General features: G+C 63.2%; 7 protein-coding genes, 2 tRNA genes and 4 rRNA genes. 7 read left to right on the forward strand and 6 right to left on the reverse strand.

Going from position 1 to position 13,977, the window contains the following annotated elements:
* Window positions 1-42 precede the first annotated feature (42 nt).
* Genes KAK03_RS19800 through KAK03_RS19830 form a run of 7 tightly spaced genes read left to right on the forward strand, consistent with a single transcriptional unit; the run spans window position 43 to window position 8,071 of the window.
* The gene (locus KAK03_RS19800; protein WP_210856440.1) at window positions 43-1,749 is read left to right on the forward strand and encodes a long-chain-fatty-acid--CoA ligase; all 1,707 of its coding nucleotides are present in this window, start codon (window positions 43-45) and stop codon (window positions 1,747-1,749) included.
* Window positions 1,750-1,757: 8 nt separating this feature from the next.
* A complete protein-coding gene (locus tag KAK03_RS19805; protein WP_210856441.1) occupies window positions 1,758-2,693 on the forward strand; it encodes an MBL fold metallo-hydrolase in 936 nt (311 codons plus the stop codon).
* A gap of 36 nt (window positions 2,694-2,729) precedes the next feature.
* Window positions 2,730-3,857 carry a hypothetical protein gene (locus KAK03_RS19810; RefSeq protein WP_210856442.1) on the forward strand — a complete coding sequence of 376 codons (1,128 nt, stop codon included), beginning with the start codon at window positions 2,730-2,732 and terminating at the stop codon, window positions 3,855-3,857.
* Window positions 3,854-5,281 carry a cytochrome P450 gene (locus tag KAK03_RS19815; RefSeq protein ID WP_210856443.1) on the forward strand — a complete coding sequence of 476 codons (1,428 nt, stop codon included), beginning with the start codon at window positions 3,854-3,856 and terminating at the stop codon, window positions 5,279-5,281. Before KAK03_RS19810 ends, KAK03_RS19815 begins: the two co-directional genes overlap by 4 nt.
* Window positions 5,278-5,622 (forward strand): hypothetical protein, encoded by a 345-nt coding sequence (locus KAK03_RS19820; protein ID WP_210856444.1) that lies wholly within the window; start codon window positions 5,278-5,280, stop codon window positions 5,620-5,622. The genes KAK03_RS19815 and KAK03_RS19820 overlap by 4 nt, the downstream gene beginning before the upstream one ends.
* On the forward strand, window positions 5,622-6,824 hold the full coding sequence (locus KAK03_RS19825) for a hypothetical protein (RefSeq protein ID WP_210856445.1): 1,203 nt from the start codon (window positions 5,622-5,624) through the stop codon (window positions 6,822-6,824). The genes KAK03_RS19820 and KAK03_RS19825 overlap by 1 nt, the downstream gene beginning before the upstream one ends.
* The gene (locus KAK03_RS19830) at window positions 6,821-8,071 is read left to right on the forward strand and encodes a glycosyltransferase (protein WP_210856446.1); all 1,251 of its coding nucleotides are present in this window, start codon (window positions 6,821-6,823) and stop codon (window positions 8,069-8,071) included. The genes KAK03_RS19825 and KAK03_RS19830 overlap by 4 nt, the downstream gene beginning before the upstream one ends.
* 78 nt (window positions 8,072-8,149) lie before the next feature.
* Here the strand turns inward: KAK03_RS19830 and rrf (KAK03_RS19835) are convergent.
* From rrf (KAK03_RS19835) to rrf (KAK03_RS19860), 6 genes are all read right to left on the reverse strand, one after another.
* Window positions 8,150-8,262: ribosomal RNA gene (gene rrf / locus KAK03_RS19835) — 5S ribosomal RNA — on the reverse strand.
* 159 nt (window positions 8,263-8,421) lie between these two features.
* Window positions 8,422-11,295 (reverse strand): 23S ribosomal RNA (locus KAK03_RS19840).
* A gap of 311 nt (window positions 11,296-11,606) precedes the next feature.
* Window positions 11,607-11,682, reverse strand: a tRNA-Ala gene (locus tag KAK03_RS19845).
* A gap of 21 nt (window positions 11,683-11,703) precedes the next feature.
* Window positions 11,704-11,780, reverse strand: a tRNA-Ile gene (locus KAK03_RS19850).
* Window positions 11,781-11,942: 162 nt separating this feature from the next.
* Window positions 11,943-13,471 (reverse strand): 16S ribosomal RNA (locus tag KAK03_RS19855).
* 248 nt (window positions 13,472-13,719) lie between these two features.
* Window positions 13,720-13,832 (reverse strand): 5S ribosomal RNA (rrf, locus tag KAK03_RS19860).
* Together the 16S, 23S and 5S rRNA genes with 2 tRNA genes alongside form the textbook arrangement of a ribosomal RNA operon.
* Between the last annotated feature and the right edge of the window lie 145 nt (window positions 13,833-13,977).

Below are 13,977 nucleotides of genomic sequence, written 5' to 3' on the forward strand. Positions count from 1 at the left end.
CATCGCCGGCTTGATCGGCTTGCTCTTGTGACCCTCTTGCCCATGACCGCCCAGAGACCCGTTCCCCAACCCTGGCTGCAGCATTACGCCGAGGGCGTCCCGGCCACCGTCGACTGCAGCGGCTATGCCTCGCTGGTGGACCTGCTGGGCGAGGCCTGGCGCAAGCACGCCCGGCGTGATGCCGCGGCCTGCATGGGCGTGCGGCTGCGCTTCGAGCAGCTCGACGAGATGTCGGCCACGCTGGCCGCCTGGCTGCAGTCGCGCGGCCTGGCCAAGGGCGACCGCGTCGCGGTGATGATGCCCAACCTGCCGCAGTACATGGTGGCCATCGGCGCCATCCTGCGTGCCGGCTGCGTGGTGGTGAACGTCAACCCGCTCTACACCGCGCGTGAGCTGGAGCACCAGCTGAAGGACTCGGGGGCCAGCGCGATCATCGTGCTGGAGAACTTCGCCCACACGCTGGAGGAGGTCATCGACGACACGCCGGTGAAGACCGTGGTGCTGTGCGCGATGGGCGACCTGCTGGGCTTCTGGAAGGGCCAGTTCATCAACTTCGCGGTGCGCCACCTGAAGAAGATGGTGCCCGAGTTCCGCCTGCCGCTGGACGCGGACCGCACGGTCACCCGCTTCAACATGGCGCTGGCCGAGGGCAGCCGCATGAGCCTGCGGCGCGTGGAGGTGGGGCCCGAGGATGTCGCCTTCCTGCAGTACACCGGCGGCACCACCGGCGTCAGCAAGGGCGCCACGCTGCTGCACCGCAATGTGGTGGCCAACATCCTGCAGACCGAGGCCTGGTTCAAGCCCATGCTCGACCAGCTGGGCAACAAGCCGCTGACCGTGGTGTGTGCGCTGCCGCTGTACCACATCTTCGCGCTGACGATCTGCTACATGATGGGCGCGCGGCTGGGCATGATGAACCTGCTGATCCCCAACCCGCGCGACATCCCCGGCCTGATCGCCACGCTGTCCGAGCACAAGGTGAACATGTTCCCGGCGGTCAACACGCTGTTCAACGCGCTGGCCAATGACCCGGCCTTCGCGCGGCTGGACTTCTCCGAGCTGAAGGTCTCGAACGGCGGCGGCATGGCGGTGCAGCAGGCCACCGCCGAGAAGTGGCTGAAGATCACCGGCTGCCCGGTGGTCGAGGGCTACGGCCTGTCGGAGACCTCGCCGGTGGCCACCAGCAACCGCCTGGACCTGACCGAGTTCACCGGCACCATCGGCCTGCCGATCCCGTCCACCGACATCGCCATTCGCGACGATGACGGCCGCGACCTGCCGCTGGGCCAGCCCGGCGAGATCTGCATCCGCGGCCCGCAGGTGATGGCCGGCTACTGGAACCGCCCCGACGAGACCGCCAAGGTCATGACCGACGACGGCTTCTTCAAGAGCGGCGACGTGGGCATCATGGACGAGCGCGGCTATGTGCGCATCGTCGACCGCAAGAAGGACATGGTGCTGGTCTCGGGCTTCAACGTCTATCCCACCGAGATCGAGCAGGTGGTGAACCTGCATCCGGGCGTGCTGGAATGCGCCGCGGTGGGTGTGCCCGATGCCAAGTCGGGCGAGGCGGTCAAGCTCTTCGTCGTGCGCAAGGACGCGACGCTGGACGAGGACGACGTGGCACGCTACTGCAACGAGAACTTCACCGCCTACAAGCGGCCCAAGTACATCGAGTTCCGCGACGAGCTGCCCAAGTCCAACGTCGGCAAGGTGCTGCGCCGCGAGCTGCGCAGCCCCAGCGCCTGAGGGCATCGATGAGCCCCTTGCCGGCCGAGCTGGGCGCGCAGCTGCTGCAGCGCGACTGGCTGTCGGCCAACCACACGGTGTTCGCCGGCTGCGATGGCGCGCCGGCCACCGTGGTGGACACCGGCTACAGCCGCCACGGCGCGATGTCGCAGGCGCTGATCGACCACGCGCTGGCCGGTGAGACGCTGGGCCGCATCGTCAACACCCATCTGCACTCGGACCACTGCGGCGGCAACGCGCTGCTGCAGACGCGAGACCCGGCCGTGCAGGTGTGGGTGCCGCAGGGCAGCGTGGACATCGTCCGCAGCTGGGACGAGGCGCGCCTGAGCTACCGCTACACCGGCCAGCAGTGCCCGCCCTTCCGCGTGGATGGCGCGTTGGTGCCCGGCGCCACCCTGCGGCTGGGGCCGGCGTATTGGCAGGTGCATGCCGCCCCCGGCCACGACCCGGACGCGGTGATGCTGTTCGAACCCCAGACCCGCACGCTGATCGCCGGCGACGCGCTGTGGGAGGACCGCCTGGCGATCATCTTCCCCGAGCTGGAAGGCCAGGACGGCTTCGGCCCCACCGAGGCCACACTGGCGCTGATCGAGCGGCTGGCGCCGCGCGTGGTGGTGCCCGGCCATGGCCCGGCCTTCGAGGACGTGGGCGCCGCCCTGGCGGCCAGCCGCCGCCGGCTGGCCGCCTTCCGCCGCGACCCGCAGCGCCACCTGCGCCACGCCGCGCGTGCGCTGCTGATGTTCCACATGATGGAGCACCGCCACCGCCCGCGCGCCGAACTGCTGGCGTGGCTGCCGAACACGCCGGTGTTCGTGGCCATGGCCCGGGGCAGCGGTGCCGAGCCGCCGGCCTGGGGCCGGGAGCTGGTGGACAGCCTGCTTGATGACGGGCTGCTCGCCGACCATGATGGCGTGCTGCATTGGGCGGTCGCGCCCTCGCGCTGAGGTGTCGACGGCCGTTGGCGCGGTGACAATCAGCGCATGACGTGGCGGCGCGAGGTGTTCTTCCTGGGGGGATTCGATCCCCGCGGGCCCTCACGCGACCACCGCACCTGCGCGCAAGCCGTGGCCGATCACCCGGTGACCCCCGCGGGCGAGACCGTGCAGATCGGCCCGCGCCAGCGCGTCTCGCCGCTGCTGGACGCCTGGGATGTGCACTGGACGCAGCCCGACGGCGTGTCGGTGCACACCCGCCACCATGTGATGCGCTGGGACGACATCGTCCGCGCCGCCTGGCCGCGCGGCTGGGGCGCTGCGTGGCGCGACCGCTGGGTGGTCTATGCGCGCGCCTTCCACCACGGCGCCTTCTGGCCGATCTGGCGCTTCGCCCGCCCGGCCTTCTGGCTGGCGATGCTGCCGCTGCTGATCGGCCTGGGGCTGGGCGTGCTGTGGGCAGCGCTGGCCGCGCTGGCGGTGTCGGCAGGGGCAGCGGTGCTGGGGGTGGCGCTGGCGCTGCCGCTGTGGCTGTGGACCTGGCGCCAGCTGGAGGTGCGGCTGGACGCCGACTGGCTGCTGCGCCTGTACGGCTTCACCTGGCGGGTGGCGCGTGACGAGGTGCCGGGCATCCAGGCGCGCATTGACCAGCTGGCCGATGAGCTGGTGCAGCGCGCCACCGACGGCCAGGCCCGCGAGCTGCTGGTGGTGGGCCACTCCACCGGCACGCAGATGGCGGCCATGGTGATGGCCCGCGCGCTGCGCAAGGCCCCCTGGCTGGGCCAGCGCGGGCCGCAGGTGGCGCTGCTGACGCTGGGCCACTGCACGCCGGTGCTGGCCTGGGTGCGCGATGCCGGCTGGTTCCGCGATGATCTGGCGCGCCTGGCCGACCACCCGCCGCTGACCTGGCACGACATCGCCGCGCCCGGCGACTGGGCGGCCTTTGCGCGGGTGGCGCCCTGGCTGACGCCTGGGCGCGCCCGGCTGGCGCGCTATTCACCGCGCTTTCACCAGACCCTGGACGCGGCCACCTACCAGCGGCTTCGTTCACACCGGCATGAGATGCATCAGCAGTACCTGCGCGCGCCGCAGCACAGCGGCGGCTACGATCCGGTGGTCTGGATGGCCGGCCCGCTGACGCTGGCCGAGCGGTCCCCTGCGCCCGCCCGATCATGAGCCGCTTCTGCCCCCACTACCCGCCCCCCGCCGAGCAGCGCCCGTCGGCCTGGGCCATGTTCTTCGGCAAGCGCCGCTCCTGGCTCGACAGCCTCTATGCGCGCAGCTACACGATGAAGATGGGCGAGGTCCACCTGCCCGGCGTGGACCTGTACATGGTCAACGAGCCGGCCCTGGTGCGCCGCGTGATGGTGGACGAGGCGGCCGGCTTCCCCAAGCACGAGATGCTGGGCGATGCGCTGAGACCGCTGCTGGGCGACAGCATCTTCACCACCAACGGCGACACCTGGCGCCGTCAGCGCGAGTTGATGGACCCGTCGTTCGAAGGTGCCCGGGTGCAGCGGGTGTTCTCGCGCATGCAGGACGCCGCCGATGCGATGGTGCAGCGCCTGTCTGCGCTGCCCGGCGGCACGACGCATGACGTCGAGGTGGAGATGACCCATGTCGCCGCCGACATCATCCTGCGCACCATCTTGTCGCAGCCGCTGGACGGCGGCGATGCGCTGCGCATCTTCGAGGCCTTCGGACGCTACCAGGCACTGGCACCTCGGCTGATGATGCCGGCCTTCTTCGGCCTGCGCTGGCTGCGGCCCTGGTGGCAGGTGCGGCGCAGCCGGCGCGCCGCCGAGGAGATCCGCACGCTGCTGGTGGCGCTGATCCAGCCGCGCTACCTGGCCTACCAGGCCGCGCTGGCGCGCGGCGAGAACGACGATCCCGAGGCCGGCGACGACCTGCTGGCCAGCCTGCTGCGCGTGCGCGACGAACGCACGGGCCAGGGCTTCAGCTTCGAGGAATTGGTCGATCAGGTGGCGATGCTCTTTCTGGCGGGGCATGAGACCTCGGCCAGTGCGCTGTCCTGGTCGCTGCACCTGCTGGCCCACGACCCTTCGGTGCAGCAACGCCTGCACGACGAGGCGGTGCCGCGCCTGGCGGCGCTGCGACAGGACCCGGGGGTGCTGAAGGACCTGCCGCTGGCGCGCAATGTCTTCCGCGAGACGCTGCGGCTCTTCCCGCCGGTGGGCTTCCTGGCCCGGCAATCGGCCCAGCGCTGCGCGATGCGCGACAAGACCGTGGAGGCCGGCGCCTCGGTGGTGGTGTCGCCCTGGCTGATCCACCGCCACCGCGCCTTGTGGGCGCGGCCCGACGAGTTCGATCCCGACCGCTTCGGCGATCAGGCCGAGGGGGACGAACCGTCGGCGCGCGAGTCGCAGCGCCGCGCCTACCTGCCCTTCGGCATGGGGCCGCGGGTGTGCATCGGCGCCACCTTCGCACTGCAGGAGGCCACCCTGGTGCTGGCCACGCTGGCCGCGCATTTTCGCTTCGAGCCGTCGCCCGGACACGTGCCCGAGCCGGTGGGCCGGCTGACGATTCGCGCGGACAATGGCATCGTGCTGAAGGTCTTTCCGAGGAACGCGCCCGCATGAAGGAACGCGCTGCCGGCTTTCTGGTGATGACGGCCCTGGTGCCCATGGCCCTGCTGGGCTACCTGCTGCTGTGGTGGGTGGGCCTGTTCGGCCCCAGCTCGCGCGGCCGCGCCGGCGTGCGCGCGCTGGACCATTTCGTCAACGCCACGCTGTTCGACGGCTATGCCTGGGAGTCGGTGTCCTCGCACGCCTGGCGGGCCCGCGACAGGCGCTGGGCGCGGGTGATCATCTGGGTCACCGACAAGATCCAGAAGGACCACTGCCAGCGCGCCAACAAGCGTGAACAGCCCATGGTCGACCTGATGCTGGCCAAGGGCCTGCACAAGCAGACGATCCTGTGATGGCGGCGGACACCCCCGTGCGGCGTCGGCTGGTCTGCTACATCGGGGGCTTCGACCCGCAGGGGCCGGCCCATTACCACCAGCTCTACGCCACCGAGGCCGCGCGCCAGGCCGCGGTGAGCGGGCACGAGATCAGCGTGGGGCGTCGGCAGCGGCTGGGCGAGCACATCGCCGGCTGGGAGGTGGACGCCCGCATCGACGGCCAGTCGGTCCGCACCCGCTACGAGTTCCTGCGCTGGGACGACATCGTCCGCGCCCGCTGGCCACGCAGCCGCTGGGCGCTGCTGCGCACCACGCTGTGGGCCAGTTGGCAGTGCTGGCGCGACGGCGTGATGTGGTACAGCTGGCGCCGCTCCTGGCCCGCGTTCCTGGCACTGGCGGGCCCGGGTCTGGCGATGCTCATCTGGGTGCTGCTGCTGGGCGTGGTGGGCGTGCTGGCCGCAGGCCTGTGGGGGGCGGGTTGGCCGCTGGCCACCGGCCTGTGGCTGCTGCTGGCGGTGCCGGGTCTGGTGGCGCTGGGCGTCGAGGCCGAGCGGCGCACGCAGATGGCCTGGCTGATGCGCAGCCTGGCCTGCCTCGTGCGACAGGGGCGGGGCCAGACGCCGGAGCTGGAGGCCCGCCTCGACCATTTCGCGGCGCACCTGGCGGCGGCGCTGCAGGATCCGGCGCACGACGAAGTGCTGCTGGTCGGTCACTCCTCTGGCGCGATGCTCGCGGTGAGCGTGGCCGCGCGTGCGCTGGCTCAGGTGCCGGCCGGGGCGGCCGCGCGTCTGTCGCTGATGACGCTCGGTCAGTGCGGCGCCACCTTGAGCCAGCAACCTCAGGCCCAGGCCTACCGCGACGAACTGGTGGCGGTGGGCTCATCGGCACAGCTGCATTGGCTGGACGTCAGCGCCCCCGCTGACGGCTGCTGCTACGCGTTGGTCGACCCCTGCGAAGGCCTGCCGTTGCCGCCGGGATCCCCCGGCGCCAAGCGACTGAACCCGCGCTTCGCCCAACTGTTCACCCCTGCCAGCTACGAGCGGATCCGGCACGACAAGTACCGCTGCCACTTCCAGTACCTGATGGCCAGCGAGGTCGTTGGGGAGTACGACTATTTCGCGATCACCGCCGGTCCGCGGTCCTTGCAGGAGCGCTTTGCCCATCGGGACGGTGTGGCGGACTTCCGGCAGTTCGAGTGTTTTGGCGGCATCCGGCGATGAATCGTGTCCTGGTGGCCACGCTGGGTTCGGTGGGCGACCTGCATCCCTTCCTGGCGCTGGCGCGGGCGTTGAAACAGCGGGGACATTCGGTGCTGTTCCTGTCCTCGGAGCCGCACCGGGCAGCAGTCGAGGCGGAAGGCCTTGAATTCGAGCCGATCCTGAGTGCCCATGACCATGAACGCGCCGCCTCGCACCCGGATCTTTGGCATCCGATACGCGGTTTTGGCGTTCTTTGGCGGCATTTGGCGGTGCGTTCGGTGGATGCTACGGTCGCCGTGCTGGAGCGCGAGTCCAGCTCGCATCCGCACACGCTGCGCGTACTCGCCTCACCCCTGGTGCTGGGCGCCCGCCTGGCCGTCGACCGGCTGCCGTATCGATTGATCACCGCGCACACAGCGCCCAACGGCCTGCGGCATCTCGGCGACCCGCTGTTCCTGGGCGCCTGGCGCGTTCCCGGCTGGTGGCCACGCACCTGGCGGCGCGCGGCATGGCAGTTATTGGATCGCTGGAAGTTGCAGCCGATGGCTGCGCCATTCATCGACGGCTGGCGGAAACAGCGGGGCTTGCCCGCGCTGAAGGAGCCGGTGTTCGAGCGCTGGCTCCATTCGCCGCACCAGGTGATCGGGCTCTACCCCGAAGCCTTCAGTCCTGCGGCTGACGACCTGCCGGTGCCAACACACTGCGTGGGCTTTCCGCTGTTCCGCCCTCAGGTGCCCATGCCAGGGGATCCTGGCCTGGAGCATTGGCTCGGCCAGGCCGTCACACAGCCCCGGTTGGTCATCTATGCAGGTTCCAGCCACCACCACCGCGCGTCGGCGTTTCAGGCATGCGCCGAGCGGCTGGACGCGCTGGGTTATCCCACGCTGTTGCTGTTGCCCGGTTCCGCACCCGCGCCGTTCGGCGGGCTGGGGCTGATCCGCCCCTGGGTGGACCTGCGCGACACACTGCCGCGGGTTGCCGGCTGGCTGCACCACGGCGGCATCGGCGCCTGTGCGGAGGGCTTGGGCGCGGGCGTCCGACAGTGGAGTTTCCCGAGCGCCTATGACCAGTTCGAGAACAGCTGGCATGTCGCCCGACGCCTGTCGCTTCCGTTGGACCAGGTGCAGCTTGAGGAAGCGCACATCCGTGCTGGTCGTCTGCCCGGTTTGACAGCCCTTGCCGACTGGCCCGTCACACCCAGGCTGACGGCCAGCGAAGGCGGTGACGCAGCGATCGAGCGGGCCGTCCGTCTCATCCTGAAGGGCTGAGGTTCTCCAGAGCACCAGAACGAGAAGCCCAAAAGAAAAAGGCCCGGCTGCTACTGCAACCGGGCCTTTCGGATATTAGCCTGACGATGTCCTACTTTCACACGGGAATCCGCACTATCATCGGCGCTGAGTCGTTTCACGGTCCTGTTCGGGATGGGAAGGGGTGGGACCAACTCGCTATGGTCATCAGGCTTAACTTGTTGCCTGGCGCGCGCTCTGGGAAGAGTGTGGCGGCCAAGCCAATTCAAAGAGTCATGAATCAGATGATTGCGTCTACCGACTTGAACGGTATAACTTAAATACTCAACCGATCCTTTGACGACTGCGTAGGCAGTGTACATCAAAGTTATAGGGTCAAGCCTCACGAGCAATTAGTACTGGTTAGCTTAACGCATTACTGCGCTTCCACACCCAGCCTATCAACGTCCTGGTCTCGAACGACTCTTCAGGGGGCTCAAGGCCCCGGCAAGACTCATCTTGAGACGAGTTTCCCGCTTAGATGCTTTCAGCGGTTATCTCTTCCGCACTTAGCTACTCGGCAATGCCATTGGCATGACAACCGATACACCAGCGGTGCGTCCACTCCGGTCCTCTCGTACTAGGAGCAGGCTCTCTCAATCTTGCAGCGCCCACGGAAGATAGGGACCAAACTGTCTCACGACGTTTTAAACCCAGCTCACGTACCTCTTTAAATGGCGAACAGCCATACCCTTGGGACCGGCTACAGCCCCAGGATGAGATGAGCCGACATCGAGGTGCCAAACACCGCCGTCGATATGAACTCTTGGGCGGTATCAGCCTGTTATCCCCAGAGTACCTTTTATCCGTTGAGCGATGGCCCTTCCATACAGAACCACCGGATCACTTTGTCCTACTTTCGTACCTGCTCGACTTGTCAGTCTCGCAGTCAAGCACGCTTATGCCAATGCACTATCAGCACGATTTCCGACCGTGCCTAGCGTACCTTCGAACTCCTCCGTTACGCTTTGGGAGGAGACCGCCCCAGTCAAACTGCCCACCATACACTGTCCCCAACCCGGATAACGGGTCAAGGTTAGAACCTCAAACACACCAGGGTGGTATTTCAACGTCGGCTCCACCTGATCTAGCGACCAGGTTTCAAAGCCTCCCACCTATCCTACACAGATCTGTTCAAAGTCCAATGTAAAGCTACAGTAAAGGTTCATGGGGTCTTTCCGTCTTTCCGCGGGGAGATTGCATCATCACAAACATTTCAACTTCGCTGAGTCTCTGGAGGAGACAGTGTGGCCATCGTTACGCCATTCGTGCAGGTCGGAACTTACCCGACAAGGAATTTCGCTACCTTAGGACCGTTATAGTTACGGCCGCCGTTTACTGGGACTTCAATCAAGAGCTTGCACCCCATCATTTAATCTTCCAGCACCGGGCAGGCGTCACACCCTATACGTCGACTTTCGTCTTTGCAGAGTGCTGTGTTTTTAATAAACAGTCGCAGCCACCGATTCTCTGCGGCCTCATTGGGCTTCGTTTGTACAACTTCACCTACTAAAGGCACACCTTCTTCCGAAGTTACGGTGTCAATTTGCCGAGTTCCTTCTCCAGAGTTCTCTCAAGCGCCTGAGAATACTCATCACGCGCACCAGTGTCGGTTTGCGGTACGGTCGTCTATAGCTGAAGCTTAGTGGCTTTTCCTGGAAGCAGGGTATCACTCACTTCGTCTGCAAGCAGACTCGTTATCACACCTCATCTAAGACCCCCGGATTTGCCTAAGGGCCACGACTACATGCTTGAACCGGGACATCCAACACCCGGCTGAGCTAACCTTCTCCGTCCCCACATCGCACTATAGATCGGTACAGGAATATTGACCTGTTTCCCATCAGCTACGCATCTCTGCCTCGCCTTAGGGGCCGACTCACCCTACGCCGATGAACGTTGCGTAGGAAACCTTGCGCTTACGGCGAGGGGGCTTTTCACCCCCTTTAACGCTACTCATGTCAGCATTCGCACTTCTGATACCTCCAGCAAACCTCACGGTTCACCTTCGCAGGCTTACAGAACGCTCTCCTACCGCGCATCTTGCGATGCACCCGCAGCTTCGGTAACTGGCTTAGCCCCGTTACATCTTCCGCGCAGGACGACTCGATCAGTGAGCTATTACGCTTTCTTTAAATGGTGGCTGCTTCTAAGCCAACATCCTGACTGTTTTAGCCTTCCCACTTCGTTTCCCACTTAGCCAATTTTGGGGACCTTAGCTGGCGGTCTGGGTTGTTTCCCTCTTGTGTCCGGACGTTAGCACCCGGTGCACTGTCTCCCAAGCTGTACTCATCGGTATTCGGAGTTTGCATAGGTTTGGTAAGTCGCCATGACCCCCTAGCCTAAACAGTGCTCTACCCCCGATGGTAATACTTGAGGCACTACCTAAATAGTTTTCGGAGAGAACCAGCTATCTCCAGGTTTGTTTAGCCTTTCACCCCTATCCACAGCTCATCCGCTAGTTTTGCAACACTAGTCGGTTCGGACCTCCAGTGCGTGTTACCGCACCTTCATCCTGGCCATGGATAGATCACCTGGTTTCGGGTCTACACCCAGCGACTAGACGCCCTATTCGGACTCGATTTCTCTTCGGCTACCCTATTCGGTTAACCTCGCCACTGAATGTAAGTCGCTGACCCATTATACAAAAGGTACGCCGTCACCCCTAAGGGCTCCGACTTTTTGTATGCATGCGGTTTCAGGATCTATTTCACTCCCCTCCCGGGGTTCTTTTCGCCTTTCCCTCACGGTACTAGTTCGCTATCGGTCGATTACGAGTATTTAGCCTTGGAGGATGGTCCCCCCATCTTCAGACAGGATTTCACGTGTCCCGCCCTACTTGTCGTGCACCTAGTTCCACCACCGATTTTTCTCATACGGGGCTATCACCCGCTATGGCCGGACTTTCCAGACCGTTCTGATAAATCGATGGCTAAAGAGCACAGGCTGTTCCGATTTCGCTCGCCACTACTTTCGGAATCTCGGTTGATGTCTATTCCTCGAGCTACTGAGATGTTTCAGTTCACCCGGTTCGCCTCGCATGACTATGTATTCATCATGCGATACCCCTAAGGGTGGGTTTCCCCATTCGGAAATCTCCGGATCAAAGCTTATTTGCCAGCTCCCCGAAGCTTATCGCAGGCTATCACGTCCTTCGTCGCCTGTAATCGCCAAGGCATCCACCACATGCACTTAGTCACTTGACCCTATAACTTTGACGTCGCTGATAAGACGTCGGGCACAAGGACCGGATCAACTCATCAACGCTAGATGAGCTGATATTTGAGTATTCGCGTTATGCCGTTCTACAACTCGATATCTCGAGCTGAAGTCTGGTGACGCAATCATATGTTGCCGACGGCACGGTGCTGACCAGGCCTTTACCCCCGATCGAGCTTTCCGTCGACAACGCTGATTCGACTCTTTGAATTGTTAAAGAACAACAGCCATCTTTCGATGACAAACCAAAAATCCCAGAAGAATCTTTGGCTTGCACCGAACAGCGCGAGTGAGACGTTGGTGGAGGATGACGGGATCGAACCGACGACCCCCTGCTTGCAAAGCAGGTGCTCTCCCAGCTGAGCTAATCCCCCAACACCCTTACCAGGCATCGTTGGTGGGTCTGGTTGGATTCGAACCAACGACCCCCGCCTTATCAAGACGGTGCTCTAACCGACTGAGCTACAGACCCACGCATCCTTAAAGTGCGCAAGCCTGGCTCCAAGCGCTGCTCCTGGCTTGCTAGACATACCCTACCAAGGCCATCTCTCAACGCTCACCAGGCTCACGCTCACTCACTGTTGTGTTTCACAGCCGATAAGTGTGGGTGCAAGAATTTGAGTGCTTTTTCCAGAAAGGAGGTGATCCAGCCGCACCTTCCGATACGGCTACCTTGTTACGACTTCACCCCAGTCACGAACCCTGCCGTGGTAATCGCCCTCCTTGCGGTTAGGCTAACTACTTCTGGCAGAACCCGCTCCCATGGTGTGACGGGCGGTGTGTACAAGACCCGGGAACGTATTCACCGCGACATGCTGATCCGCGATTACTAGCGATTCCGACTTCACGCAGTCGAGTTGCAGACTGCGATCCGGACTACGACCGGTTTTCTGGGATTGGCTCCCCCTCGCGGGTTGGCAGCCCTCTGTACCGGCCATTGTATGACGTGTGTAGCCCTACCCATAAGGGCCATGAGGACCTGACGTCATCCCCACCTTCCTCCGGTTTGTCACCGGCAGTCTCATTAGAGTGCCCTTTCGTAGCAACTAATGACAAGGGTTGCGCTCGTTGCGGGACTTAACCCAACATCTCACGACACGAGCTGACGACGGCCATGCAGCACCTGTGTGCAGGTTCTCTTTCGAGCACTCCCAAATCTCTTCAGGATTCCTGCCATGTCAAGGGTAGGTAAGGTTTTTCGCGTTGCATCGAATTAAACCACATCATCCACCGCTTGTGCGGGTCCCCGTCAATTCCTTTGAGTTTCAACCTTGCGGCCGTACTCCCCAGGCGGTCAACTTCACGCGTTAGCTACGTTACTGAGAAGGAACCTTCCCAACAACCAGTTGACATCGTTTAGGGCGTGGACTACCAGGGTATCTAATCCTGTTTGCTCCCCACGCTTTCGTGCATGAGCGTCAGTGCAGGCCCAGGGGATTGCCTTCGCCATCGGTGTTCCTCCGCATATCTACGCATTTCACTGCTACACGCGGAATTCCATCCCCCTCTGCCGCACTCAAGCCTTGCAGTCACAAAGGCAGTTCCCAGGTTGAGCCCGGGGATTTCACCTCTGTCTTACAAAACCGCCTGCGCACGCTTTACGCCCAGTAATTCCGATTAACGCTTGCACCCTACGTATTACCGCGGCTGCTGGCACGTAGTTAGCCGGTGCTTATTCTTCAGGTACCGTCATCCTCCCGAGGTATTAACCCAGAAGATTTCTTCCCTGACAAAAGCGGTTTACAACCCGAAGGCCTTCTTCCCGCACGCGGCATGGCTGGATCAGGCTTGCGCCCATTGTCCAAAATTCCCCACTGCTGCCTCCCGTAGGAGTCTGGGCCGTGTCTCAGTCCCAGTGTGGCTGGTCGTCCTCTCAGACCAGCTACAGATCGTCGGCTTGGTAGGCCTTTACCCCACCAACTACCTAATCTGACATCGGCCGCTCCAATAGCGAGAGGTCTTGCGATCCCCCCCTTTCACCCGTAGGTCGTATGCGGTATTAATCCGGCTTTCGCCGGGCTATCCCCCACTACTGGGCACGTTCCGATGCATTACTCACCCGTTCGCCACTCGTCGCCAGGTTGCCCCGCGTTACCGTTCGACTTGCATGTGTAAGGCATGCCGCCAGCGTTCAATCTGAGCCAGGATCAAACTCTATAGTTCGATCTTGAATTTGCTCAAAGAATTGAAGTGAACTTCACTTCCATGAGCGTTTAAAGGTCTTTCAACCTCGAGCCTTTCGACTCTTGGCACTCGCCTTCAAACACCCACGCTTATCGGCTGTTAACTGTTAAAGAGCAGTGATCTTTCGATCAATCCAGCTTATCGCTGAAAGATGAGATCATAGCACAGAACTCATCTTTCAGAGATAAAAACGCCCGGGCATTCCCGGGCGTTTTACTCGGATATTAGCCTGACGATGTCCTACTTTCACACGGGAATCCGCACTATCATCGGCGCTGAGTCGTTTCACGGTCCTGTTCGGGATGGGAAGGGGTGGGACCAACTCGCTATGGTCATCAGGCTTAACTTGTTGCCTGGCGCGCGCTCTGGGAAGAGTGTGGCGGCCAAGCCAATTCAAAGAGTCATGAATCAGATGATTGCGTCTACCGACTTGAACGGTATAACTTAAATACTCAACCGATCCTTTGACGACTGCGTAGGCAGTG

Source organism: Ideonella alba, assembly GCF_018069845.1.
Taxonomy (GTDB): Bacteria; Pseudomonadota; Gammaproteobacteria; order Burkholderiales; family Burkholderiaceae_C; genus Ideonella; species Ideonella alba.

What these genes read in the sequence shown, in the direction of transcription:
- KAK03_RS19830 (WP_210856446.1), top strand. Translation starts at nt 6,821, where the DNA reads ATGAATCGTGTCCTGGTGGCCACGCTGGGTTCGGTGGGCGACCTGCAT.
- KAK03_RS19815 (WP_210856443.1), top strand. Translation starts at nt 3,854, where the DNA reads ATGAGCCGCTTCTGCCCCCACTACCCGCCCCCCGCCGAGCAGCGCCCG.
- KAK03_RS19825 (WP_210856445.1), top strand. Translation starts at nt 5,622, where the DNA reads ATGGCGGCGGACACCCCCGTGCGGCGTCGGCTGGTCTGCTACATCGGG.
- KAK03_RS19820 (WP_210856444.1), top strand. Translation starts at nt 5,278, where the DNA reads ATGAAGGAACGCGCTGCCGGCTTTCTGGTGATGACGGCCCTGGTGCCC.
- KAK03_RS19810 (WP_210856442.1), top strand. Translation starts at nt 2,730, where the DNA reads ATGACGTGGCGGCGCGAGGTGTTCTTCCTGGGGGGATTCGATCCCCGC.
- KAK03_RS19800 (WP_210856440.1), top strand. Translation starts at nt 43, where the DNA reads ATGACCGCCCAGAGACCCGTTCCCCAACCCTGGCTGCAGCATTACGCC.
- KAK03_RS19805 (WP_210856441.1), top strand. Translation starts at nt 1,758, where the DNA reads ATGAGCCCCTTGCCGGCCGAGCTGGGCGCGCAGCTGCTGCAGCGCGAC.